Source organism: Shewanella psychrophila (assembly GCF_002005305.1).
Lineage (GTDB): Bacteria > Pseudomonadota > Gammaproteobacteria > Enterobacterales > Shewanellaceae > Shewanella > Shewanella psychrophila.
Window position 1 is genome coordinate 5,035,945 of the sequence record NZ_CP014782.1, and the last position, 25,374, is coordinate 5,061,318.

Annotated in this window: 17 protein-coding genes and 3 pseudogenes; 11 read left to right on the forward strand and 9 right to left on the reverse strand. The window is 46.2% G+C overall.

The window, feature by feature from the left end; genetic code table 11:
* Positions 1-48 precede the first annotated feature (48 nt).
* Both sps_RS21875 and sps_RS21880 read right to left on the reverse strand, forming a co-directional pair.
* Positions 49-1,404 (reverse strand): annotated as a pseudogene (locus sps_RS21875) (methyl-accepting chemotaxis protein); the annotation flags it as partial.
* 161 nt (positions 1,405-1,565) lie between these two features.
* The gene (locus sps_RS21880) at positions 1,566-2,261 is read right to left on the reverse strand and encodes a sulfite exporter TauE/SafE family protein (protein ID WP_077754420.1); all 696 of its coding nucleotides are present in this window, start codon (positions 2,259-2,261) and stop codon (positions 1,566-1,568) included.
* Between the two features lie 272 nt (positions 2,262-2,533).
* Between sps_RS21880 and queG the strand changes: the two genes are divergently transcribed.
* On the forward strand, positions 2,534-3,808 hold the full coding sequence (queG, locus tag sps_RS21885; protein WP_077754421.1) for a tRNA epoxyqueuosine(34) reductase QueG: 1,275 nt from the start codon (positions 2,534-2,536) through the stop codon (positions 3,806-3,808).
* Positions 3,809-3,925: 117 nt separating this feature from the next.
* On the opposite strand, the gene sps_RS21890 is transcribed toward queG, so the two are convergent.
* Entirely contained in the window at positions 3,926-4,132 is a 207-nt protein-coding gene (locus sps_RS21890; protein WP_077754422.1) for a dodecin, read from the reverse strand.
* Between the two features lie 446 nt (positions 4,133-4,578).
* Between sps_RS21890 and sps_RS21895 the strand changes: the two genes are divergently transcribed.
* The 4 genes from sps_RS21895 to sps_RS21910 all read left to right on the forward strand — a co-directional run bounded on the left by sps_RS21895 (position 4,579) and on the right by sps_RS21910 (position 11,074).
* The gene (locus sps_RS21895; protein WP_077754423.1) at positions 4,579-6,546 is read left to right on the forward strand and encodes an alkyl/aryl-sulfatase; all 1,968 of its coding nucleotides are present in this window, start codon (positions 4,579-4,581) and stop codon (positions 6,544-6,546) included.
* A 395-nt stretch (positions 6,547-6,941) separates the two neighbouring features.
* Positions 6,942-7,853 (forward strand): extracellular catalytic domain type 1 short-chain-length polyhydroxyalkanoate depolymerase, encoded by a 912-nt coding sequence (locus tag sps_RS21900; RefSeq protein ID WP_077755816.1) that lies wholly within the window; start codon positions 6,942-6,944, stop codon positions 7,851-7,853.
* 146 nt (positions 7,854-7,999) lie between these two features.
* On the forward strand, positions 8,000-10,276 hold the full coding sequence (locus tag sps_RS21905) for a TonB-dependent receptor (RefSeq protein WP_077754424.1): 2,277 nt from the start codon (positions 8,000-8,002) through the stop codon (positions 10,274-10,276).
* A gap of 126 nt (positions 10,277-10,402) precedes the next feature.
* Positions 10,403-11,074 carry a response regulator transcription factor gene (locus sps_RS21910; protein WP_077754425.1) on the forward strand — a complete coding sequence of 224 codons (672 nt, stop codon included), beginning with the start codon at positions 10,403-10,405 and terminating at the stop codon, positions 11,072-11,074.
* Positions 11,075-11,445: 371 nt separating this feature from the next.
* Here the strand turns inward: sps_RS21910 and sps_RS21915 are convergent, their stop codons facing one another.
* A complete protein-coding gene (locus sps_RS21915) occupies positions 11,446-12,423 on the reverse strand; it encodes a DUF6929 family protein (RefSeq protein ID WP_077754426.1) in 978 nt (325 codons plus the stop codon).
* Positions 12,424-12,601: 178 nt separating this feature from the next.
* Positions 12,602-12,790 (reverse strand): hypothetical protein, encoded by a 189-nt coding sequence (locus sps_RS28285; RefSeq protein WP_149027332.1) that lies wholly within the window; start codon positions 12,788-12,790, stop codon positions 12,602-12,604.
* A 612-nt stretch (positions 12,791-13,402) separates the two neighbouring features.
* Between sps_RS28285 and sps_RS21920 the strand changes: the two genes are divergently transcribed.
* From sps_RS21920 to sps_RS21935, 4 genes and pseudogenes are all read left to right on the forward strand, one after another.
* Positions 13,403-13,834 (forward strand): bifunctional diaminohydroxyphosphoribosylaminopyrimidine deaminase/5-amino-6-(5-phosphoribosylamino)uracil reductase RibD, encoded by a 432-nt coding sequence (locus tag sps_RS21920; protein ID WP_077754427.1) that lies wholly within the window; start codon positions 13,403-13,405, stop codon positions 13,832-13,834.
* Between the two features lie 424 nt (positions 13,835-14,258).
* Complete coding sequence (locus tag sps_RS21925; RefSeq protein WP_237157909.1) at positions 14,259-14,789, forward strand: mobile mystery protein A; 531 nt, start codon at positions 14,259-14,261, stop codon at positions 14,787-14,789.
* A complete protein-coding gene (locus sps_RS21930; RefSeq protein ID WP_077754428.1) occupies positions 14,786-15,388 on the forward strand; it encodes a mobile mystery protein B in 603 nt (200 codons plus the stop codon). The genes sps_RS21925 and sps_RS21930 overlap by 4 nt, the downstream gene beginning before the upstream one ends.
* Positions 15,389-15,633: 245 nt before the next feature.
* Positions 15,634-16,672, forward strand: a pseudogene (locus tag sps_RS21935) (transposase).
* A 627-nt stretch (positions 16,673-17,299) separates the two neighbouring features.
* Here sps_RS21935 and sps_RS21940 read toward each other — a convergent pair.
* On the reverse strand, positions 17,300-20,875 hold the full coding sequence (locus sps_RS21940) for a PAS domain-containing hybrid sensor histidine kinase/response regulator (protein ID WP_077754429.1): 3,576 nt from the start codon (positions 20,873-20,875) through the stop codon (positions 17,300-17,302).
* Between the two features lie 301 nt (positions 20,876-21,176).
* Between sps_RS21940 and sps_RS21945 the strand changes: the two genes are divergently transcribed.
* Together sps_RS21945 and sps_RS28985 are read left to right on the forward strand one after the other, a co-directional pair.
* On the forward strand, positions 21,177-22,259 hold the full coding sequence (locus sps_RS21945) for an MFS transporter (protein ID WP_237157910.1): 1,083 nt from the start codon (positions 21,177-21,179) through the stop codon (positions 22,257-22,259).
* On the forward strand, positions 22,247-23,365 hold the full coding sequence (locus sps_RS28985; protein ID WP_077754430.1) for an alpha/beta hydrolase: 1,119 nt from the start codon (positions 22,247-22,249) through the stop codon (positions 23,363-23,365). Before sps_RS21945 ends, sps_RS28985 begins: the two co-directional genes overlap by 13 nt.
* Positions 23,366-23,702: 337 nt before the next feature.
* Here the strand turns inward: sps_RS28985 and sps_RS21955 are convergent, their stop codons facing one another.
* From sps_RS21955 to sps_RS29260, 3 genes and pseudogenes are all read right to left on the reverse strand, one after another.
* On the reverse strand, positions 23,703-23,924 hold the full coding sequence (locus sps_RS21955; protein ID WP_077754431.1) for a cold shock domain-containing protein: 222 nt from the start codon (positions 23,922-23,924) through the stop codon (positions 23,703-23,705).
* A gap of 331 nt (positions 23,925-24,255) precedes the next feature.
* Positions 24,256-25,173 carry an IS5 family transposase gene (locus sps_RS21960; protein ID WP_077751229.1) on the reverse strand — a complete coding sequence of 306 codons (918 nt, stop codon included), beginning with the start codon at positions 25,171-25,173 and terminating at the stop codon, positions 24,256-24,258.
* A gap of 76 nt (positions 25,174-25,249) precedes the next feature.
* Positions 25,250-25,369 (reverse strand): annotated as a pseudogene (locus sps_RS29260) (acetyl-CoA C-acetyltransferase); the annotation flags it as partial.
* Positions 25,370-25,374: the final 5 nt, after the last annotated feature.

Genomic DNA, 25,374 nt, shown 5'->3' on the forward strand with positions numbered 1-25,374 from the left:
GTAGCCACATCAAATGATCTTAGGAAGACGTCCTATATTGATCGGTTACTCTTCACTGGTCGTCATGCTTTGAGTAACTGAGGTTTTCGCATCCTTGGCGGCCGTCTGTAACTTAACAATCATATTGTGGATCTCACCCGTGCTGCTCTGCGTCCTCTGAGCCAATTGACGCACTTCATCGGCAACAACGGCGAAACCACGCCCCTGTTCTCCGGCGCGCGCCGCTTCGATAGCCGCGTTGAGCGCCAGCAGGTTAGTCTGCTCGGCAATACCCTGAATAACGGATAGCACGTTGGCAATATTATTGACCTCATCATCGAGAATTTGAATATTCCCCCCCGCACTCTCTATCTGAGTCTCAAGTAGCGCTATGGTTTTAGACGCCTCCTCAGTCAAGAGGTGAGCATTCTGTCCCTGCTTTTCCGCAGCGGCCACAGAGTCGGCGGTCTGTTTTGCATGGTCAGCAACGGTACCCGATGAGGCAGTAAGCTCGGTGACAGCCGAGGCCACCATCTGGGTTTCCTCATTCATAGTCCTGGTTAAATTATCTAATTCTGTGGCGCGACTCTCTGATTCCACCATCTGTTCATTAAGGGTGTAGGCGACATTTTTTATCTCTTTTACAACACCTTGCAATCCTTCCTGCATATAGTTTATCGCACCGACAACGCTGTCATTACTGGCGTATTTAAAATCAGGGTTTTGCTTCAAGTCGCCCCGAGATACTTTAATCACAATATTGCGCACATCTTCAATTTCGGCGCCTAATGCATTACGCATGCTAAATCCGAAACGATAAAGTGAAAAAGACAGCACCACAGCAATGATGATAGAGAGGGTCAGCAACCACTTGGCCACAGACCAGTAGCGTTCATTTGCTTCGGCAGAACTGATACCAGTCCCCACATACCAGCCCCAGCGACTGGTTTTCTGCACCACAGAGGTGAGATCAACAACGGCGCCGTCACGCTCCGAATTCCAATGATAGGTGATGATCTGCTGAGTCTTGTTACCTACTAAGCGCTCCACCATCTGGCCAATACTCTTACCGCTGGCATCCTTGAAATCATTGAAGCTGGTACCGTGAAGCTGGGGATCGTGAGCGGTGGCTAAGAAATCTAATTTATCATCGACCACATAGACATATTCCGAGTCGTGATATTTATTCTCTCTGAGCATCTGAGCGGCATATTGTTTAGCCTTGGCCTCACTGAGTTCACCTGATGCGGCTAATTGCTCAAACTGCTCGACAATATTGACCGTACTCTTCATCAGCTGATTAATTCGGGCAATATTGTCACTTTCACTGGCTTTAGATAAGGCCTGCAGACCTAAGACTGCAATACTTATCAAGGCGATAAAAAGTACGCCCACAAATGTCATTATCTTGCTATTAAGCGTCATATAAGAAACCTTAGCGAATTGTTATTTTTATGTACAGCCTTATATAACTAACACTGAAACTGGAATGAAACTAGCCTTACCACTTATTAAATATGTATTAGAAATGAATAACTATTATCTTGATGGAAAACAATTGTAACTGAGCCTCGTGATTTTCCAGATCAGCCATAACTAAAACGAATCAGTGTTTGAATTGCCAGTAAGGTTAATATCCATTTCAAGGCCTTCATAAACTTCTCGTTATCAATAGAGCCCCTCAGCTTAGTGCCTATCAGAGATCCTAAAGAAGCCCCTAAGATAGCCGAGAGTATTTGCGGCAAATAGTCGGCAAAAATAAATCCTAATCCCGCATAAATCACCACCTTAGAAATATTACTCAACCCCATCAACAGTGCTGCCGTGGCAATTATCTGGTCTTTATCTGTCAGACGCTTCATCAAAAGATTCATGGTCAGGGGACCGGGTGCACCAACCACTAGGCCCAGACCAGTCTGCGCCGCGCCAACCAGATAAAAATTTTCCAATTTGCCGAGTAATCGTTCAATAGGTTTTACCCAGAGACTGAGCAGTAAATAAAGCGAGATATACAAGGGAATAAACTCTGTCGACAGGTTTATCAGGAAGAAGCCGAACAATGCAATCCCCGCCAAGGAGCCCAACACAAAGGGCCCTACCACCGGCCAGTATATGTGCCTAAAGGCAAACCCGAGACGGGAGAAATTACTCGCTAATTGTGTGGTGCCATGAATAGGAATAACCGCGGCGGCAGGCACGAACCAGGGCAAGGTCACGGCTAAGATAAGTCCCCCGCCTAAACCACATATGCCAGCTACCGTGGAGGTAAAGGTGGTCAACAAAAAAGGGAAATGATAAGCGTATAATCCATGTTTTACTTCTTATTTTCTCTATCTATAAGTTTCTAGCTCTAAATAATATGATGTAAATGCCAGTTCAGATACTATCCATTAGTATCTGAACTGACAACAAATGGAATACTAGATAAAAAGTCCCAAGATTCACATCCAGTGGAAACGGAAACTAAGCCCAAGGGGCAGGCTTAATCAAATCTGCAGCTAAGGCCGCTGATTACTGTTATCATATTGAGGTATTTCATTGCCTATTTAACCCTATGTCTGACACAGCTCTACCTCCAATCAATTCCCACCCCTTCTCAGCCACAGAACTAAGAGAGCTCACAGCAAAAATAAAACTGTGGGGAAATGAGCTAGGCTTCGCTCAAATAGGCATATGTGACACAGACTTAACCAGTGAAGAGGTCAAATTACAGCAGTGGCTGGACAAGGGCTATCACGGCGATATGGCGTATATGGAAGCCCATGGAATGATGCGTGCCCGTCCACATGAGCTGCACCCAGGAACCATCAGGGTCATCTCTGCCAGAATGAACTACTTACCACCAGAGGCTGGGTTTGCGACAAATCTCCAAGACCCCAACCTAGCCTATATCTCCCGTTATGCCGGCGGGCGTGACTATCACAAGTTAATCCGTAATCGTCTCAAGAAACTAGGCCAGATGATCCAGGCTGAGCTCGATACCATCAACGCAGGCAAGACCAACTTCCGCCCTTTTGTAGACTCGGCGCCGATACTCGAAAGGCCTCTGGCCGAGAAAGCAGGCCTAGGCTGGACGGGTAAGCACAGTCTCTTGCTCAATGAAGAGGTAGGTAGCTGGTTTTTTCTCGGAGAGTTATTGATCGACCTGCCCCTGCCCGTGGATATTCCCGTCAGTGAGGGTTGTAATACCTGCGTAGCCTGCATCAAGTCGTGCCCGACCAATGCCATAGTCGAACCCTATATCGTCGACGGCAGGCGTTGCATTTCTTATCTGACGATAGAGCTGCAAGGAGCTATTCCAGAGGAATTTCGCCCCCTCATAGGTAATCGCATCTACGGCTGTGATGACTGCCAGCTGGTGTGCCCGGTCAATAGCAAGGCGCCGCTCACCCTAGAGACTGACTTTCACACTAGGGACCCACTCAAGCAACCTCAATTACTTACCCTCTTTAGCTGGACTGAGGCCGAGTTTCTCAAGATCACCGAAGGAAGTCCCATTCGCCGTATCGGACATAAGCGCTGGCTAAGAAATATCGCCGTCGCTCTGGGCAATGCCCCAGCTTCAGAAAAGATAATTCAAGGACTCGAGCAGAGAAAAGCCTCCGAAGAGGCCGATGAGATGGTCATAGAACATATCGATTGGGCATTAGCTCAGCAACACACCAAACTAGCATCAATCCTGAGCCTGGAAACACAGAGCCTAGAAAAAAAAGGCCAGGTAATAACAACCCTGAGCCAGTCAGATAGAGTCCAGAACGCCTCCCCCCTCAGCCGCAAAACATTAAGAGTGATCCGCAGCGTCGAGAAAGGCCTGCCAAGGGATGCTTAAAGAAATACTAAGCCCAAGACAATGCACAGAAAGCTGTAAGGTTAAAGATACCCTTCCTTTAACACTATTCTCTCTTGTTTTACTTTCACTTACAGCTTAAAACTCAGAACTTATTACCTAAGACTCTATCGTAAACCCAACCTTGATGGTCACCTGCCAGTGAGCAATCAAACCCGCCTCCAAATGTCCCCGAGTCTCAATCACCTCAAACCACCTAAGATGCTTCAAGGTCTGCCCCGCAGAAGTGACGGCATTTTTTATCGCTTCATCCGAACTGATAGGTGAAGATCCCACTAGTTCAATAACTTTATAAGTATGGCTCATGGCTGGCTCCGGATAATCCAGTGATTGCGCGAATACGGGTGATAGTGACTGAGCAAGAGTAAAACAAAACTCTGTCCAATTCAGTATAGGAGAGCTATCAGAACCTAGCTTTTTACCCCTTCAGAATGACGGTGACAACAGGGAAAGCATTCAAGCTGGATCCTGAAACAAGTTCAGGATGACGACTAAGACACAAAGCACAAAGCACAGAAACAAAAACTGAAACGTCATGTCATTCCGGCACGTTTGTGGCCGGAATCCAGCCCCTTCAGATACAAAACGAAATATTCTCTTTCATAAAGCATTCCCTTAGTAAAAAGCCTAAGTAAATATTGCCTTATCATTCCTTTAGCTGTTGATAAATCAATCACCCCCCGCTAAGTTCACTATACTTTTACCAATGATTTCAATCAGATTTTCGCTCTCTGTTATAAAAGGAATTTGTAATGAATAGATCTAAGCTTGCGCTGCTAGTGGCATTGTCTCTGGTTTTACCTCACTCGAGTATTGCTGAAACTCAGTCAAAACCCGCCACAAAATATACCAAGGAAGCCAATACCGCGGTACTTAAAGCCCTTCCCTTCAATGACAGACAAGATTTTGAAAATGCTCAGCGAGGCTTTATCGCCAAACCTGATACTGTCACCATCAAGAATGCTCAAGGAAATGTAGTCTGGGATCTGGAGCAGTACAAGACCTACATCAGTATCGATAAGGATGCGCCTGATACTGTTAATCCTAGCCTGTGGCGAAACGCCCAACTTGTAATACAGCATGGTCTATTTAAGGTCACCGACAACATCTATCAAATTCGTGGCTTCGATCTATCCAACATTACCTTCATAAAAGGTAAAACAGGCTGGATTGTCTTCGACCCACTGATCTCCCCCGAGACAGCAAAGGCTGCGTTGGACTTTATCAATGCACAGTTAGGCGAGCGCCCCGTAGTGGCCATTATCTACAGCCATAGCCACATAGATCATTATGGCGGCGCAACAGGAATCGCTACCCCTGAGCAAGTTGCGTCAGGAAAAGTACAAATTATCTCACCCGAACACTTTACCGAACATGCAGTATCAGAAAATGTGATCGCCGGTAACGCCATGGGGCGCCGCGCCATATACATGTACGGCGCCATGCTCCCCCGTAATGCCAAAGGCGGCGTCAATGGTGGCTTGGGGATGACAGTGTCAACTGGGCTCGCAGGTCTAATACTTCCTAGCCACGAGATAACTAAAACGGGCGAAAAACTCAATATTGATGGGGTAAATATGGAGTTTCAGCTGACCCCAGGCAGTGAAGCCCCTGCAGAGATGAATACCTGGTTCCCTGACTTTAAAGCACTTTGGATGGCAGAGAACGCCACCAATACCATGCATAACATCTTGACCCTGCGCGGCGCTCAGGTACGAGATGCACTGATTTGGGCCAGTTTTCTCGACGAAACCATCGATACATGGGGTAGTCAGGCTAAAGTAAAATTTCAAAGCCATCACTGGCCAGTGTGGGACACTGAAAATATCATCCCTTACTTTAAAAAACAGCGTGATATCTATAAGTTTACCCATGACCAATCGGTTCGCCTCATGAATCAAGGGTATACGGGGGAAGAGATCTCCGAGATGATCACTTTACCTGCCGAGCTTGAACAAAACTGGCCCACTCGCGGTTACTACGGCACCCTTCGCCACAACAGCCGCGCCGTGTATCAAAGATATATGGGCTGGTATGACGGTAATCCCTCAAACCTAAACAATCTGCCACCTGAGATGGTCGCTAAAAAGTACATGGAGTTTATGGGCGGTGAAGCGGCTGTACTTAAAAAGTCTCAGGCTTCATTTGATAAAGGAGAGTATCGCTGGGTTGCTGAAGTGATGAAACATGCCGTGTTTGCTAACCCTAAGAGTCTACCAGCTAAAGAGTTGCTGGCCGATGCTTTCGAGCAACTTGGCTATCAAGCTGAATCTGGCCCATGGCGCTCAGTGTACCTGCAAGGTGCCTATGAACTGAGAAATGGTGTGCCTACAGCGGGAGGCACCCAAACGGCAACGCCTGATACCATTCGCGCCATGACACCGGATATGCTGTTTGATTTCTTAGCGGTCAGGCTCAACTCGGCAAAAGCCGCGGGCAAAGTGTTTGATATCAATATCGACTTTACCGATCTTAAGAGTAAGTACACCTTAACGGTCGAGAATGCCGTTCTCCACCATAGCCAAAACCAAGTAAAGAAACCAGATGTCGCTTTAGTGATGTCGATGAAAACCATGAACAGTATTCAGCTAAAAGAGTTCAGCTTCGATGAGGCCATCAAAAATGGCACAGTGAAGATCAGTGGTGATAAGAAACAGTTCAAGGAGTTTCTCGGTATGCTGGACGACTTCAACTTCTGGTTTAATGTCGTGACACCATAATAACAACTGAGCTCCTAGGATCTAAATCCTAGGAGCTTTCGATAATGCACGAAGATACTTGGAATATCATCGGCCTCTAGAAGATTATCTCTCACCCCCCACTCCCTCAAACATTCAAGCTGGATCCTGAAACCTATTCAGGATAACGACTCAAACACTAGCCGCCCACAACCACAGTCATTGCATATTCCTTTAGCCAAAATCCTGCCTTATAGATCTAAAGAGCCATTGTGAGCAGCCTAAAAATTCAGCATCTTGAACACATAAGATTTAACAGGGGCTTAACAATGCTTTTTTTAATCTCTTGCTGGTCACGATTGAAACCAGCTACAGCTAACAAAAGATATGGAACATACAGAACCATCAGCCTGAGATGTTTCTCTGAGCAGTTGCTGATGCCGTTTCTGCTACTACTCTTGCTGATATGGACTAGCACTGCACACGCAAGCGCACCTTTCACTCCTCTGATGCAATTCGGTGACAACCCAGGAGAATTAACGGTGAGCTACTTCAGCCCAGTAGCCAGCAGTGACAAGCTGGTTGTTCTGCTTCATGGTTGCGAGCAAAGCGGCGAGATCTTGGCTGAGCAGAGTGGCTTGATAGCGCTGGCTAAGGAACACAAATTTAGTCTACTCATTCCCCAGCAAAGTTATGACAACAACATCAAGAAGTGTTTCAACTGGTTTTCCCAGCAAGACACCAACCAGGATTCAGGCGAGATGCTCTCCATTAAGAACATGGTTCTGACCTTCCAAAAGCGACTCAAGGCAAAAAAAATCTATATCTTGGGGTTATCGGCTGGTGGCGCCATGACCAGCGCCTTACTCGTCAATTATCCGGATATGTTTACCGCAGGCGCCGTAGTAGCAGGCCTGCCCTTTCCCTGCGCCGACAGCTTGATCAAGGCAATATCCTGCATGCGAAAGGGGCCACCACAGCCAGCCTCAGAGTTATCCAATTTAGTTACGCAGGCTAAACCTCACCAGAAATTCTGGCCCCTATTAACCGTATGGACGGGAGGCGAAGACAAGGTAGTTAACCCGGTCAACGCCCAGAGACTCGCAGAACAATGGGTCTCGCTAAAGCAGATAGACAGCCCACCTAAGATCATTAAACACCTTGGGTATCAGACGACCCAATGGCAAGACCAAAGCCAAAACATCGCCGTTGAGCTGGTACAAATTGACAATATCGGCCATGGACTGACCGTTAGTCCCAAGCAGAAAAATGGTGGAGTAGAAGCGCCATTCTTGCTGGCATCGCCAGTAAGCGGTGCTATCGAGATCATCAAGTTTTGGAAGATTTAGGCTCAAGCCAACAAAACCCAATCAAATCATTAACAAACGTATACTACTATAGTACCGATTAAATTTTTAACTCGTTGCTATAGAGTCATTACCAATAAAAATAATAACAAGTACCTAGCCAGTTAAGTACTAAACAGGGAATCTCTATGGAACTCAATACTATCAAGCTAAGCTGCCTTGCCTTAGCCATATCGACAGCACTCACGAGTCAGCTTACTCTTGCTGCCGAAGAAGAAAACCCAGCAGAGCAGCAACCTATTCTCGAACGTATCCAGGTCACCGCCCGTAAGACGGTAGAGAGTCTACAGAACGTACCTATCGCAGTGACCTCGGTCAGCGCCGAGCAGTTGTCCGAGAATGGCATCAGCGTGGTCACCGAAGTGCAGCAGTTCTCGCCTAACACAACCTTGCAGCGCAGTCGGGGCACCAACTCAACCCTCACCGCCTTCATTCGTGGCGTGGGTCAGGATGATCCACTCTGGGGCTATGAGCCTGGCGTCGGCATCTATATTGACGATGTCTACATGGCCCGCCCTCAAGGCGCAGTGCTGGATATTCTCGATGTCGAGCGAATCGAAGTATTACGCGGACCTCAGGGAACCCTTTACGGTAAAAATACCATAGGTGGTGCGATAAAATATGTCACCAAGAAGATGTCCGACGACGCCGAGCTTAACCTTAATGCCACGCTGGGCAACTATGCTCATCAGGATTTCAAAATTGCCGGCCAATATCCTCTGGTAGATGACAAGCTCTACTTAGGCTTCGCCTTTTCCAGCCTGCAACGTGACGGCTATGGTGAGTTCATAACCTCGGCTATCCCAGATCAGGATAAAGAAAACTACAACAAAGATGTGATGGCCGGTCGCCTGACCTTGGAGTACACACCCACAAACGATCTGTTTATGCGTCTGAACTATGACAAGACACAGGATGAGTCCAACGCCAAAGGGGGTTATCGCCTACTGCCTAGTATTCTTACCGATGCTCCGGTGCCTGACAGCGTCTACGACTCCTATACTAGCTTGCCAACCTGGAACAAGGTCGAGACCGAAGGATTAAGCTTCACGTTAGAGTATTTCATCAACGATGAATGGACTTTCAAGTCGGTCACCGCATCCCGTGAAAGCTACTCGCCCACGAACATAGATTTTGATAATACCAGCTTACGTATCTTCGACGTGCCCGCCATCTATGATGACGAGCAATTCTCTCAGGAATTTCAGGTCAACTATGACACCGAAGATCTCACCATCGCCTCTGGCCTTTACTACTTCAAGGGTGACTCCTGTGGGCATTTTGATGCCATCTTAGAAGAAGCCTTTATGGCCTATGGCGGCCTGACCCGTGAAGTACGCGGCTGTAACGACAGCGAAAGCTATGCCGCCTATGTGCAAGGCTCATACAACTTAACCGATCAATGGTCACTGACCTTAGGTGCCCGTTACACCGAAGAAACCAAAGATGCCACTGTGTATAACGGCGTCATCTTCGACAGCATCTACCCCGAGACCGGTTGGGTTCCAGGATTTGAACGAGATGAAGACCTTATCGATGCCAGTATTCCTCTGGTGCTCGATGACAGCGAAACCTGGTCACGCTTCACCCCAAGAGTCGGCATCGAATATCAGTACAACGATACCATGATGATGTTCGCCAGCTACTCACAGGGCTTCAAGTCCGGTACTTTCAATCCAAGAGCCACAGGGCCAGAGCCTGCGGTAAACCCAGAGATAGTCGACTCCTACGAGATGGGGATCAAGAGTGAGTGGAATGGCAACCTCAGGGTCAATGCCACGGTATTCTACCTGGATCATAAAGACAGACAGTTCGTAACAGTGCTCCCCGGCGAAGATGCTGCGGACTTAAATCAGCGCCTAGGCAACATAGGAACCTCGACCGCAAGCGGTCTGGAACTCGAGATCCAATACGCGGCAACTGAATCACTTAACCTGTTCGGTACCCTTGGCTTAATCGACTCATCATTCGACGAAGTCATCTCCTATGATGAAGATGGCAATAAAATCGACTTCAGCGACACCTATACCGTAGCGAACACTCCGGACACCACGGCCAACGCCGGCTTTACCTATGACTTTACCACTGCCATAGGCGACTTCGTACTCAATGGTAATTATTACTACCGCGGCGAATATGATCTCACCGTTGTCGACAATCTGCTCAGTCAGGATGCTTATGGTCTGCTTAACTTCGGTCTCAACTGGTATGGTAACGAAGGTAACTGGACTGCCGGTTTACACCTAAAGAATGTCACAGATGAAGAATATCTGGTCGGCACCTACGCCTTCGTCACGCCTACCGATGATGGTGGCTACCTGCCGGGTCTAGGCGGCGACAATACCTTAATCGGCTATTACGGCGACCCACGGACCATCTCGCTCACAGTGGGGTACAGCTTCTAAGATGAAGAAGCACATGTCCTTATTATTAAATTGCTTACAGTTGAGAAAATATAAACATACCGTTAGTGTGTTATTGCATTACTTTATTACTCTGATAAAGAGTAGAAGACACCAAGGGAGTTGAATATGTCACAGGCAAGAGTCGCCATCGCAGATGACCACCCGCTGTTTCGCGCAGCACTGAAACAGGCTGTGGTTGAGAGTGTCGACAAGGCCGATATTTTGGAGGCTGAGAACTTTCAGGATCTACTAGTTATAGTAGAGCAGACCCCCTCGCTGGAAATAGTCTTCCTGGATCTGCATATGCCAGGTAACGATGGCTTCACTGGCCTGACCCTCTTACAAAACCACTTCCCGGATCTAGTCGTCATTATGGTGTCATCGGACGATCAACCAGAGATCATGCGCAAAGCCATCGATTTTGGCGCCAGCGCCTTCATCCCTAAATCCGCCAACCTGACCCTTATAGGCCAAGCCATAGAACAGGTACTCGACGGCGAAGTCTGGCTACCAGAACACACCTCAATCAACGCCGATCAGGAAACCGCCGCCGAGCATCAGCGCTTAGCCAAGCAACTGGCTCAACTCACGCCACAGCAATACACGGTACTTTCCTGTATCGCAGCGGGTCAGCTCAACAAACAGATAGGCTATGATCTCGACATCAAGGAAACCACAGTCAAGAAGCATGTGTCGGCCATATTGCTCAAACTTGAGGTGTATAACCTCACTCAGGCTGGGCTGGTTTATCAGCAGTTAATGATCACCCCACCGGAGAATGACGTTATTGTGGCGTAATTACAGTTAACGCTGGTTTAGGGTTCATCGGGCTTAGTATGTTTTTTGAGTAGTGTGTTATTGGGTAGTATGTTTGTTGAGTAGCACTTAGTGATACCTCACCCTGAAACCGAAGCCCTCGAGCTCACTTGCACCCGAGGTTTGTCTCTTCGACTTTTATTCATAACCTAGACCGTGACATCTGATGTGAATGGATTCACAAATGTCTTAGGGACATGGCTGTTACGAAACGGCCATGTCACGGACACTCATAGCCGTACTTACACCTGAGTATTAATCTCTTCGATTCGGGGTTGTTGGTTTACATAAATCAAATTAACTCCAATCTTTAACGACTAGTTAAGAGATTTCAATAATGACTAGGCTAAAGATTACTTGGTTAAGCTAAAACTGAAAAACTGGCTAGTGCCATCATCGTTATCGCTGACAAGGAAGCCCTGCACACCATCTTGATTGGACTTATCGATGGCCACTGACTCAATCTTAGTGATCAAAGGTCTCTGCTGTGAAGTCACTCTTTTTGCAGTATGAGTAAGGTCAAGCTTAGTTGTATTCATAGCAAGCTTCTCGATGGGTAGCACTCCAATAAAGCTACCCAGTACCTCGCCATCACCCACCGCGGTGTCAGTGCCTTCAACAGAAGCTGAATACACTAAGCTCTGGCCTTCAGGCCAATAATCAGCACCGGATAAGGTTGCCTCGAAGCCTCCAATAGAAGGAAGCGCGATATCTACTGCTTTAAGCGAACTCAAACTTTGATTCTTGCCAGTAATGAAGTCCATCATCTGATCTAACTTCAATGAAAAAACGATATTTTTACCTTCATTGCCTCGATTAAAGATATAAGCCATATCATCACTCGTCGCCAAACCTTCGATATTAATCTTTTGCTTTCCGCTCATACCAGATGCTGCATATAAAGATTTATACAAGGGACTCAAAGAGAAAATTTGCTTACTGTGATCATCGGCAGACATCAAGACCCCATGCTCACGCTTAACTTTCTTACTACCAGAACCAAATGCTAAATAGTAAAGTTTGCCTTGATAATTGAGCTTAGTCATAGACTCATAATCAGGCTTATTGTTTTTCTCAATCCGCCCCTTCGGAGCCATTTTACTGTCCGACAAAGAATAATTATCTATAATCTGATAACCCTTATTGACTACAAATAACCACTGCATATCATCGCCAACGACATAGATATCGCCATCGTTAACAACAGCACCGGAACCGGAAGACAGCTGGGTATTAGTATATGGCTGGCTGACCTGCAGATTCATTCCCTCGGCATTGGCTCCGAAGGCTGTAACCATCATGAAAAACAAACTAGTCTGGCAATACTTCATTTATATCTCCCCGAAAAATATCTTAAAGTTAGCAGCTAATATGACGTAAGCAAAGCACTAAACACAAGACACGCAAACACCAAATAAGAACAAGATTATAGCTTTTTACATGTCAGTAAGATGTCGCCAGTATTAAGATAGATTTAGATTAAATGACTTTAGTCAACAACCCTCTGCGTTATTGCGGCGTAATAACGGCTAACGCTTTTGGTTTCATTGGGCTGGTGTTGTCGTAATTTGGATTATTTGTTGAGCGGTTCGAATCGCCTGCAGTGGTGCTGTAAATGGATTTACGAATGTCACGATCACCTGGATGTGAATGAGTGACTTTATATGAAGATGCTTCTGCGAGTCGCCGCGAGTACATCTGACTTCCAAGGATGGAGGGAATGCCAAATTTTATATGGAACAAAATTGGCCATGTCGGCTCTGCGATTTCCAATAACTTCCATGTTTAACTGCCAGTTCGCCATCCCTTCCTCTTGTTCGAAGCGTATCACTTCGTGATATCTCACCCTGAAATCGAAGCTCGCAGCTGCATCTACACAGGGTTATTTTTCTCTTCGATTTAAGGATATTTGTTAGTTCGCTAACACGGATATGCCCCAAAACTTGCTAGCCTTCGAATGAAGGCTGATTACATTTTCTCTTGCTTCATTTGGCTAGTTTTATATTTGGAAGTGGGTTTGAAGGTCGAACCTTCATGGTAATCTATCGCTTCCCAGCGGGGGATGTGCAGCTACTTCTGCGAGACACCGTGAACACGTCCGTGTGGGCTCTAGCAAAACATCCCTGTTTTGGAAGCTCGCAGCCGCATCTACACAGGGGGATTTCTCTCTTCGATTGTGGCTTATGGCTAGTATTTAGTAACTCACTTTTGCCCCATTCCTTGTTAGCTTAGTTAGTGAACTCATCTTTATTACACCACTTTTGCCATAGATTTGTTAATGTATGCCAAAAGTTTAAAAGGATACTTTAGATGGATCTAGACAAGGTATTTATGCTTAAAGCATTGCAGATATCTCAGGCTGCTTTACCTGAATGCCAACCAAATCCTCCTGTAGGTTGCGTTCTCGTTCTAGGCGGGCAAGTCATTGCTGAAGGATGCACACAAAAAATTGGTGGCAATCATGCTGAGATTGAAGCTATTAGTGCTTATGATGGTCCTATGGAAGAAGTGACTGCATATGTCACTCTTGAGCCATGTTCATTTGTTGGAAGAACTCCTGCATGTTCTTCTGCAATCATTAAATCAGGAATAAAGAGAGTTGTAGTTGCTCTTCTAGATCCTGATGAAAGGAACAATGGAAAGGGTATTTATGCTCTAGAGAAAGAGGGCATAAAAGTTGATATTGGTGTCGCTTCAAGAGAAGTTAGTGAATTTTTGTATCCTTATCTTGGAAAATCATAATTAACCTCACATCAAGTTCTAAGCGATAACGGTAGTTTATCACACGATTTTGCCCCCATTGCCTTACGCTAGCTACTTACATCACCTAACTTTTAAACACAAAAAGGACGCAATGAAGAGTTATTTTGTATCTCAATTCGATTACGCTAGCTGTAATCTAGTATCCTTTTTTAGATACGGAAATCCATTTTTTGTATCTGTTTTAGGATGCGTCAACCCATCATTTGTACCTGAAATCAAATACACAAAGCAAAATTCGTATCTTGATTAACATACATCTACTATTAAGGTGTAATTAAAATTTAGTACAATAACACCAGATTCGTATCCATAATTCGATACATAAAATACATTTACGTCATCATATTTGAATACGTAAAGGTGGGAAGTGTATCTAATTTCGAGTACACTTAAGGTATAAATAATGGAAGGCGAGGTTACTATGTACTCTTTTCAAAGCAATCCGCACAAGCAACAACCCGTTAAGAAAACGGTTTTAAGACAGTACAGAGAACTGGTTGATGCAGTGAAGGGAACGCTATTCCCCTCAACACCTAAAGAGGGCTGGATTAGGACAGTAAGAAAAGCTCTTGATATGTCAGGCGCCCAGCTAGGAGATAGAGCTGGTTTGACAAGAAATAGAATTTCAGTCCTTGAAAGGCGCGAAGTTGATGGCGACATAACTCTAAATCAGTTAAAGCAACTAGCTGAAGCTCTAGACTGTGACTTCTCATACACTCTAAAGCCTAAAAAGGCTATATCTGACACAATGCAAGAGCGTGCGCTTAAGGTTGCGAAAGTAGAGGTAAAAAAAGCATCTAAAAATATGTTTCTAGAGGCGCAATCAGTTAGCAAAGAGAAAGAAAATATCTTAATAAGTGAACTAGCCGAAGAAATTATGCGTGCCGGTGGGCGTAAGCTATGGGGTAAAAATAAGGAAGACAAAGTATTTTGATCATTGATGAGCCAGAAGGTACTACACCGCTTGATCCTGATGATATGGAAGGATTGAAACACCCACACGTAACAACAAGAGAACAACTTAATGAACTTGAACAATCCAATATACTAGCAGGCCAGCAATGGGTTAGCGGTATCTCTGGCCTAACGCTGGATTCTATTTTCTCAGCTGAGTTTGTTCTTGCCCTCCATCAAAACCTATTTGGTGATGTCTGGACCTGGGCCGGGACCACTCGAAACAAAGAGTTAAGCATAGGCTGCGATCCCTTCCAAATCAGGCCCAAGCTCCACAACTTTTTAGAAGATGCTAAGTGCTGGGTAGAGTTCAAACACTTCTCAAATCTAGAGCTCAGCGCTCGCATACAGCACAAGCTTGTTGAGATTCATCCTTTCCCAAATGGTAATGGCAGGCACTCGCGTATATTTACCGATGTAGTTCGCATAGTTCTACTAGAAGAGCCACCAATTAACTGGGCAGAGGGCAACCTAGAGAAAGTGAGCGAAGAGCGCAAAGCTTATATCTCTTGCCTTAAGGAAGCAGACAAAGGTGATTTTACTGCGTTCGTAAAATACCTAGAGAATCTTGGTAACTAACATAAGCAACAGTAGTGGATAGTGTGGTTCTGACCACTTGAGTATAGGCTTTTCCATACTTCAAGTATTCCGTCTAAAAGCTAATTTAGCAAAATCGCTAACTAACTATTGTCCGACCCTGTGTTTTAGCCTCTTTTTTTAAATTAGACGAAGAGAAGTCGGGACAGCCAAATCTTTTGTGCTTTAGCTTATTCCTCTACTAGGCTTTAAGTTACCTCAACTTAGTTTTGTTCAGGATAACGATTATGACTTCAGCTCGAAGAATCCTTATCGATGCAGAATCGACTCCGTTTTACCACATAATAAATCGTTGTGTTAGAAGGGCTTTTTTGTGCGGAGAGGATAAACTCACAGGTAAAAGCTACGAGCATAGACGCGGCTGGATTGTCGATAAAGTTAAGGCTCTATCTGCTATTTTTTGTATTGATGTCTGTGCCTATGCGGTGATGAATAATCACTATCATTTAGTCCTTAAAATCGATACCGACAAAGCCAAGTCATTGAGTAACCGTGAGGTTATTAGTCGATGGTGTAAGGTGACAAAAGGGCATGATGTAGCGACTAAATTTATGAATGGAGAGACCTTAAGAGACCTTAATCGAGGGGGAGCGTTTACTACTTGATGGGTTATTGGCTGAGTGGCACGAACGTCTATCCAGCATCTCTTGGTTTATGAGGTGCCTCAATGAAGAGATAGCGCGTAGAGCCAATCGTGAGGATGGATGTAAAGGGGCTTTCTGGGAGGGGCGCTTTAAGTCACAAGCTCTACTTGATGAACAAGCACTATTAGCCTGCATGATGTATGTTGATTTAAACCCTATTAGAGCAGGGATTGCTAACACACTTCAAGCTTCTGATTATACGTCTATTCAGGAGCGCATTAACGAGCTAAATACACCTGATAAAGACACTAAACCAAATGATGAATCAGAACTAACCTCGAGTGAGCGACTCAAACCCCTTGCCCAATTTGATGGTGCAGCTCATTTAGCGACTCAATCAAGTGTCCCATTTCATTTCTGTGATTATTTACAACTTATCGATTGGACTGGCAGAGCCATTAGGCCAGACAAAAAAGGTTTCATCGACTCAAGTCGTCCTAAATTACTTGATGAACTTGGTATCTCATCCGATGCCTGGATAACCTCAGCAAAAGAGTTTCGCCGCCAATACAGTGGTATTAGTGGTCGTTGGGATGCTATGTGTGCCTTCAAAAGACAGCATCACTGTGGTCAATGGTGCAAAGGTAAGGCCAGTAGCGATGCACTTCACCCCTCGCCTTAATCGTATATAAATCATCGACAAAGGCTTGGAGATAATTAGGGGGGTCAAATAAACCAAGATACTTTTTCTAATCAATGTCAGTTTAATTAAACTCGATGCTGTCGCTGAGGCTATAGGGACCCATTCCTTTAATAGATAGCGCGCCGTGTCACAGAAGTGTTTGCACTAAGCCCACGGCAGGTGATAGATAAACATGAAGCTATGGTATTTGGTTCGCTAGCAAGTACAAAATTAGCCCAATGAACCCAGCTCAAAAGATACTTGAGTAACTTGTGATCCGACAAGTCAGCATGTTTTGTCCATAAACGTGCTTAGCTGACACATTAATACTAATCGAAGAGATTAATCATCCGATGTAGATGCGGCTGTGGGCTTCGGTTTCAAGGATGAAACCGCAGAGCGTATAGGGACAACTCTTATGAAATTAAGAGCCGGCGTCCCACAGAAGTATCTAGATATCTGCCTGCTGCAAGCAATAGATAACAATGAAGTCATGCTTACCAGATAATAACCAAATACCGAATTAGCCCAATGAACCCACAACAGATATTTCAGTAACTTGTTATTAGACAAGTCAGCTACCTGACTATCAAACCATAAGAATTTGAACCTTGGTTCTTGCCAAGGTTATGGCAACTTCTTAATCATGCGCTTCAAAGCAATGGCTTTCACCGGTTTGCGCACGAAGGCAAAACCGCCCGAACTTGTGTGTTGGCGAACTTGCTCCGAGGGATCAGCCGAGCAGATAACGCAGCTGGGTGGACTTTTGGTTAATCCGGCGTGACTGCCCAGTAGGCGTTGGGTTAAGTCGACGCCGTTTTGATCTTCGTCGAGGTGATAATCAGCGATGATAAGCTTAGGCATTTGACTACGAGCTTCGCTCTGACGCGACAGAAGTTGTCGCGCACTGGCTTCATCCTTTGCAGATAAAACATCACAGCCCCACTCGGTGAGTTGAGACGAGATGGCCTTGAGCATCAGCTCATCGTTGTCTATCACCAACACAGCGATGTTAAATTGTGTCTTAGTCGTTTGACCCTCACCAGCTGGAAAGCTAACAATATTGCTACGACGCTTATGTTTGTCGATTCTAGGGATCTGAATAGCAAAACAAGTACCTCGGCCTAACTCAGAGTGTAGGCTGATCTTAAGATCAAGCAGCTTAGCGATACGGTCGGAAATGGCTAACCCCAAACCCAGTCCGGGGATCTCCCGAGTCTGGTCTAAACGCTCAAACTCACCAAAAATCGCCTGCTGTTTATCGTCAGGAATACCCGGGCCATTATCCCATATCTGAATCGAGACATGCTCTTTGAAGCGTCTCACTCCCAGCACTACTCTGGGCTCAAAATCGGTTGCCACTGTGAGTGTTTCACCTGCCTGTGAGCTGGCAGACACTGGGCCTATAACCCCACCTACTGGTGAGTAGTGAAATGCATTGGAGAGGAAGTTTTGAATAATGCGCCTCAGCATTCGCTGATCAGTTTCTACGAAGCAGCTGGAAAACCCGTAACTGAAATTGATGCCCTCTTGCCTGGACTGGGCGCTGAACTCGTTAGTTAACGTCGATAACAGGTCATCGATGGCAAAATGACTCAGTTCCACTTTTTGCGAGCTGCCATCGAGGCGGGATATTTCAACTAAGTCAGACAGCAGGTTCTCCACAACATTGAGTGAGTCTTCGATATGAGCGGCAAGGTCCACCAGCTCGGTGGACTTGACCTTTTGCTTAAGCATATCGGTAAACAGCGTCAGAGCATTGAAAGGTTGCATCAAATCATGGCTGGCGGCGGCAAGAAAACGGGTCTTAGAGCTGTTCGCCGCTTCCGCCTCGGCCTTGGCCTTTGCTAGCTCGTGGGTGCGACTCGCTACACGCTTCTCTAAGGTTTCGTTAGCCAGCTGCAGCGCTTTCTCGGCCTGAATATGGGCTGTAATGTCTGAGAATGTGCTGACAAAACCGCCGCCAGGCATAGCTTGCCCACGGATCTCCAGCACTACCCCGCTTGGTAAGGTTCGTTGAAAATAGTGGCCGTTACCCGAACGCATATGCTCTAGGCGTCGCTGAATTAAGCTATTGGTCTCATCGCCGGTGATCACCCCATGTTCGATATTGAAGCGGATCAAATCCTCGATGGGGATCCCCGCCTTAACAAAGTCATCTGGATACCCCAATAGCTCGATATACCTCTGATTCCAGGCCACCAGACGCATGTCGGCGTCGACCACGCTGATCCCCTGCTCGATATTCTCCACTCCGGACTGCAATAGCTCACGATTAAACTCGAAGATTTGGCTGGCCTCATCGACGATACTAACCACATCTTCTAGGGGTACCTCTTGAGAAAATGACGCCGCCTTCATCACCATGCGGGTAGATGCTGAGCCCAAAATCCCAGAGAGCTTAAGCCGGGTATATTCCACTAGCTGATCGCTGTTTTTATCACGCTTACTCTCTCGCCGACTCTCTAATTTATGCTCTCCTTTACTGTCATTGAAGGACGCATCTGTAAGCTCTTGTTGCTTAGCGTACGCTAGCAGGTTACCGGCTTCTTCTTTATCTATAAATCGATGCAACAAGCTATATAAATCATCCACCGACAGGTGACGTTCGAACTGACTCTGTCTACGATTCAAAAACAGCTCGGCCTGTATGGTCTCCCCCACGCTTCGGCGAGATAACAGTGAGATGATGAGATAACTGCTCAAGTTCGCCAACAGGCTATAGAACACCCCATGAGTGATAGGATCTAGCCAAGTTAAGCCAAACAGAGATGTCGGTGTCAGCCAACTTATACCCAAGGGGCCCAAAATAACCCAACTGGCCTCGGGAAAAATGACCGGCAACAAGAGGCTGTAAAGCCAGACACAGCTGCCAACTATTAGGCCGATGAAGGCGCCTTTAGATGTTGCCTGTCGCCAAAACAGTGCGCCTACCGCCGCCGGAGCAAATTGAGATAATAAGACAAATGAAAGCAGACCGATCCCCGCCAGATGATTCTGCTGGTCAATAAATCGCTCGAAAGCAAAGGCGAACAGTAAAATAGCCCCAATGGATACCCGTCTCAGGTTAAGCAGTACACCTGCTAACTGTGGCGTCTGCTCGGCATTAAACTTGGGATGGCGTAGCAGCAAGGGAGTTAAGATCTCGGTGGAGATCATGGTGCTGAGCACAATCGCAGCCACAATCACCATGCTGGTCGCTGCGGCCAGACCGCCCACATAAACCAGAACGCCCAGCCAGGCCTGCTGATAAAAAAGCGGAATAGTGAGCACATAAGTATCCGCATCGACGCTGCCACCGGGGAAGGTCAGCTGACCCGCTATGGCGATGGGCAACACGAACACATTGATCAAAATAAGATACAGAGGAAACAGCCAACGCGCCGCCTTCAGCTCATGCTCATGATGATTTTCGATCATCATCATGTGAAATTCTTGGGGCAAGATAAAGATGGTTATCGCGCCAAGAATGATCTGTATCGCCACGAAATAGAGTGAGCCACTGTCAGGAAGCTGTTTTAGGCTCGCCTGTTGGGTCAGTAGCTCGCCGAAGCCATCGAAGATAAAGAAGGTAGCAAAAATACCCACTGTAGTCAGGGCAAACAACTTAACCACAGAGCTAAAGGCGATGGCCAGTACCAACCCCTGATTTTGCTTGCTAGCGGCTATCTGGCGGGTACCGAAAAGAATGCTAAATACGATCAACACCAGAGTCACCACGAAGGCTGTGCTTATTCCCGACTGAAAGGTGCCGGTGAGCAAGTCGAAGCTGGTGCTGATTGCCCGCAGCTGTAGCGCGATATAAGGAATGGTACCTAGCAAGGAAACGATGGCGATTGTGGCTGCTATCTTAGGCGAGCGGTCGTAGCGACAGGCGATGAAATCGGCGATAGAGGTCAGGTTCTCCGCCTTGATGATCTTCAACATTCGCATCAACATGGGCCAGGCAAGTACCAAGCAAAGGATGGAACCTATGTAGATGGGAGCCAGCCAGGCCCCAGTGGTCGCCGCTTGCCCAACTGTGCCGTAAAACGCCCAGGAGGTGCAACTCACCCCCAGAGAGAGGCTGTAAACCCAAGGTCTGCTGGCCCACTTAGCTTTAGCTTGCCCCTGGCCCCATTGAGCGACCACAAACAACAGACCCAAATAGGCAATAGAGATAAAAGAGATCAACCAGGTATCTAGAGACAGCCAAGCTAGCAAGGGTTTACTCCCGGAAAATAAATAAGGTTAACCAAGCCAGAAATCTGCCAGCCAAAACACGATGTTAACCATTTGATAAATCCAGCATAACATGATGGATGACTCTATGTAGTGAACTAAGGTAGTACTTATTTATCCAGGTTCATCGGATAACCTGAGTCTCAGTATCCACATAAGATTTGAAGCTAGACTCTATGAAAATAACTAACAAATATCTGGTCGAATCCCTGATTTTTCTTAGCTATGTGCTATTTGCCATGGCCTGGGTTGGGTTGGCGGCACTGCCAGCATGGATCAGATAATGGCTTCCATGCATATAAACAGCCTGGCTTCTGCCAGTTTTATCAGCGGCGCCGTGACTCTGGCAAAGATAGTCGGCACCTTCGGTGCGGCCTTAATTACGATTAAATTCGGGGTCAAATATGCCTTCTTGATCGCCAGTCTCTTGATTGTCTCCGGCCTAATGACCCCCTACGCGCCTAACTATGAGTTCTTGCTTTTAAGTCGCTTCTTGATGGGGCTCGGCGGCGCATTTATGATCGTCTACTTCAACCCCATAGTGATGCATTGGTTTAGCCCAGAAGAGCGTCCTGTGGTGAACGGCATCAATGCGGTGGCCTTTAATGTGGGGACTGCCATCATCTTGTGGTCCATGGCTGATATCAATGCCCTCACCGGCAGCTGGCAGAACAGCTTGATACTCTTCTCTGTCTCCAGCTTACTGCTCGCTGCAGCCTGGTTGCTGGTAAAATTCGAAACCGATCCCCACAAGGACACAAGTCATGCCTCAGCCGAGACACATTACAGCTACATGGATGGCCTCAAAGATAAGTTTAACTGGGCTTACGGCTTCACTTATTCTGGCCTGTTATCATTCTATATCTGCTTGTTTACCTTCTATCCCAAGGCAGGAATAAGCCAGAGTAAGTGGGTGATAGGTTTTGGTATCCTTGGCACCATAGCCGGAATACTCTATAGCAGGCGTAAGCCACTGCGCCTGCCGATAATCCGCCTGTCGGGCATTATAATCACTTTGTCCATATTCGGCCTGTCATTTAGCGGCGACCTATGGGTACAAACCCTGTCGGCCATCACTCTGGGCTTTTTCATCTTCTTCCCGGTCACGGCTCTGGTCTCTATCCCCCATGAGTTACCGGGCATGACGGGACAAAGAATTACAGTGGTATTCAGTCTTTTCTATTCCATCAGTTACCTGTTATCTACTATCATCTTGTGGCTCTTTGGCAAGTTAGTCGATATCAACGATGGAGACTATAGCGCCTCGTTTATTCTGATAACCTTGCTCAGCAGCACTTTCTTTATCGGCAGCTATCTACTACCGGAAACAGGAAAAGTTAAGGAGTTAACCCCATGCGAGGCATAATATCACCGAAGCTAGAAGGTTTTCTTGAGCAGGCCAATGTAGCCATAGCCGAGGGGAAACGCAATCAAGTTGAATTTACCCCCAGCCTAATACGCGGCAACCTGAATAAGCTGGCCGCCTTTATGACCAGCTCTCCTGAAATCGCATTTATCGAAGACAGGTTTCTGAAATTTGAAGGGCGAGAACTAAAGGTACGTGTCTATAGCCCTGCACCGAACGAGAAATTGCCGATTATCCTGCATTTTCATGGTGGCGGCCACATGTGCGGTAGTGTCGAGCTATACGATCCCATCAGCAGAAATCTGGCAGCAGCGGCGCACAGCGTAGTGATCTGCGTCGAATATCGATTAGCCCCTGAGCATCCTTATCCGGCGGCAATACATGACTGTCAGCATGCCTTGATCAACTATAAGCAAGTGCTGGGTAACGTGTGTCATAACAATATAGTTGCCATTGTCGGCGACAGTGCAGGCGGCGCCATCTGCACAACTTTGGCCATGAACGGCTTGAAGAACAGCGCCATCAAGATAGACAAGCAGATCCTTATCTACCCAAGCGTCGACTACACCATGAGTTGCCCATCGGTGCAGAGTAATGGCAAGGGTTTCTTGCTGGAACAAGACAAGATGCGTTGGTACTTTCAGCAGTATTTTCAGCAGAGCTTTGGCGGAAATTCAGCTCAAAGCCTTAAAGGGAGTATTGAAAAATGTGTTGAGCAGGACATTAGGGCAAGTGTTGAGAGAAGCGATGGCCATAGCTTTGGGGAAAGTGCTAACCATAATCTTAGATCGAGCTGGGACGATCATCCGAATCTGAATTTTGATGAGCACTCGGGCCGAGCCGTTCAACATGAAGAGCTAATCAAAAAAGCCTCACCACTCTACGGCCCCTTTTCCAAAGCGATGCCAGAGACGCTCATCATCACAGCAGGCTGCGACCCATTACGGGACGAAGGGCAAGCATACGCCAACGCCTTAAGCGATGCAGGCATTCAGGTACAACATCACCAATTCGATGGCATGATCCACGCCTACATGCTGCTACATGAACTCGTCAAAGATGAATGTAACCACACCTACCACCTCATCGCAAAATTCATGAACTAACCCTCGCCAATCAACCGAGTCCCCCTCTACTCTTGAGGAGTTCTGATTTTAGGTAAAAGAAAGAAATATGAATTTCACCAAAGAAGAGAAGAAGCATCAGATATAAAGAGCCATGTACTACAACTAGTAAAACGATGGTTTAGTGCCCAAAAAAATCCCGTTAAGGAGTGAACTTAACGGGCAAAAGGGTTGATGATACTGTTTTAATGCTTGTAGTTTACAACAGAGGTTCGAGTTTTCTCTTTAAGTAACACTCGATTTTATGGCGCTCATCCTTGAGTGCCTATTGGGGATCTTACTGTTAAATCATAGGATTAAATGCTGACTCCATTTAATCCTAATTTAATGAAATTTCACCTGTTGGTGTTATGGCCAATGCGTGCATGCCTTTAGGACCAGCTTCAACCATATATTCGACGGTTTGACCCGCCGCAAGAGTCCGGTAACCTTCCATCTGTATGGCAGAATAGTGGGCAAAAACATCTTCACCACCGGCACCTGGACAGATAAATCCAAAACCTTTGGTGTTATTAAACCACTTAACCGTTCCTTTCATCATGCTTAGAATCCTTCCATCTTAATTCGTCGACCTGGATAGAGAACTTGAATCGCTATCTAATCCTTCCAATCTTGTTACTTCAATTTCGAGAAATTAGTAACGAACAAAATGTCATCGACTTGTTAAATCATTGGAATGATAATACGTTATCTTCAAATATCACGGCACTGTTCAAAGGGGCAGTATCTCAACTGAAAAAGATAAATATCTTCTAAGCCATCGAACATCATATGCTCCTGAGGCTCGCCATGGTCCATACGATAGTCCCTTCTCGCGGCGTTGTTGATCAAATCCTCGCTATAGATGCAGCTACTCCAAGGGTTTGAGCTAACTAGGCAGCCTGTTTCCTAACTGGCATTCCTAGTCTTATGACTTTGTTCATTGCCTTTACACCTGCCAGCGCTTCACCTACTTGAGCATTATAATCTCGTAGGCTAAGTTTCGGACTAATTAGTTGCTTATATCGGTACATTGCTGTTTCAGATAGTGACCGTAAGTGATAGTCATTTTCCTTCTTCCATTGCGCTAACTCATTATTTTTGAGGGCTCTCACAGCCTCGTTTCGAGGATGCCCATCCTCCCAAAACCCAGCACTGCTTCTTGGTGGGATAGTGGGTTTGCAACCTTTACGCTGAAGTAGTTTGTGACACGCTTTGGTGTCGTATGCTCCATCAGCAGAAACTTGTTTAATCTGTCTTCTTAACGGCTTGATTAATGTGGGTAACACTTCATTATCAGCAACGTTAACCAGAGTGACTTCTGCTGCTACGACTTCATGCGTATTAGCATCTACTGCGAGGTGTAACTTACGCCAGGTACGACGCTTTTCTTTACCATGCTTTCGAGTCTTCCATTCTCCCTCGCCGTAAACTTTGAGGCCCGTTGAATCAATCACTACATGTGCCACAGAGCCACGACTCGGTGAGCGATATTTGATATTTACGGTCTTGGCACGTTTGCTAATGCAGCTATAGCTTGGTGAGGTTAGTGGCACATTCATAAGCTGGAAAACCGAGGTAGTGAAACCTTCTAGTGCTCTCAGTGATAAGTTGAATACACCTTTAACAACCAATGCAGTTTCAATAGCAACATCAGAGTAAATATACCCACGGCCACGGCGGCCGTGATGTTCAGAGCAACACCAAGAGCTAATGGCGTGCTCATCAATCCAAAAGGTCAAGGACCCTCGATTAATCAATGCCTTGTTGTACTGAGACCAATTGGTCATTTTACGCTTAGCTTTACCCATCTTGATGTTTCCAATAACCACATTGGAAGATCAGATCACATAAGCTGCAAAAGGTTCAATCGATTTAGGAAACAAGGCCCCTTCTCGCCTTAGCTAGCAGATAGGGGGCATTGGACACGCTCTCCATGCCTCCTGCAACAGCCAATTTCAGTCTGCCGAAATTTATTCCACCACTGGCAAACATCACCGCCTTAATAATGC

What these genes read in the sequence shown, in the direction of transcription:
- sps_RS21890 (WP_077754422.1), bottom strand. Translation starts at nt 4,132, where the DNA reads ATGAGCCATACTTATAAAGTTATTGAACTAGTGGGATCTTCACCTATC.
- sps_RS21905 (WP_077754424.1), top strand. Translation starts at nt 8,000, where the DNA reads ATGGAACTCAATACTATCAAGCTAAGCTGCCTTGCCTTAGCCATATCG.
- sps_RS21915 (WP_077754426.1), bottom strand. Translation starts at nt 12,423, where the DNA reads ATGAAGTATTGCCAGACTAGTTTGTTTTTCATGATGGTTACAGCCTTC.
- sps_RS21900 (WP_077755816.1), top strand. Translation starts at nt 6,942, where the DNA reads ATGCCGTTTCTGCTACTACTCTTGCTGATATGGACTAGCACTGCACAC.
- sps_RS28285 (WP_149027332.1), bottom strand. Translation starts at nt 12,790, where the DNA reads ATGTACTCGCGGCGACTCGCAGAAGCATCTTCATATAAAGTCACTCAT.
- sps_RS21955 (WP_077754431.1), bottom strand. Translation starts at nt 23,924, where the DNA reads ATGATGAAAGGAACGGTTAAGTGGTTTAATAACACCAAAGGTTTTGGA.
- sps_RS28985 (WP_077754430.1), top strand. Translation starts at nt 22,247, where the DNA reads ATGCGAGGCATAATATCACCGAAGCTAGAAGGTTTTCTTGAGCAGGCC.
- sps_RS21960 (WP_077751229.1), bottom strand. Translation starts at nt 25,173, where the DNA reads ATGGGTAAAGCTAAGCGTAAAATGACCAATTGGTCTCAGTACAACAAG.
- sps_RS21895 (WP_077754423.1), top strand. Translation starts at nt 4,579, where the DNA reads ATGAATAGATCTAAGCTTGCGCTGCTAGTGGCATTGTCTCTGGTTTTA.
- sps_RS21920 (WP_077754427.1), top strand. Translation starts at nt 13,403, where the DNA reads ATGGATCTAGACAAGGTATTTATGCTTAAAGCATTGCAGATATCTCAG.
- queG (WP_077754421.1), top strand. Translation starts at nt 2,534, where the DNA reads ATGTCTGACACAGCTCTACCTCCAATCAATTCCCACCCCTTCTCAGCC.
- sps_RS21910 (WP_077754425.1), top strand. Translation starts at nt 10,403, where the DNA reads ATGTCACAGGCAAGAGTCGCCATCGCAGATGACCACCCGCTGTTTCGC.
- sps_RS21925 (WP_237157909.1), top strand. Translation starts at nt 14,259, where the DNA reads ATGGAAGGCGAGGTTACTATGTACTCTTTTCAAAGCAATCCGCACAAG.
- sps_RS21945 (WP_237157910.1), top strand. Translation starts at nt 21,177, where the DNA reads ATGGCTTCCATGCATATAAACAGCCTGGCTTCTGCCAGTTTTATCAGC.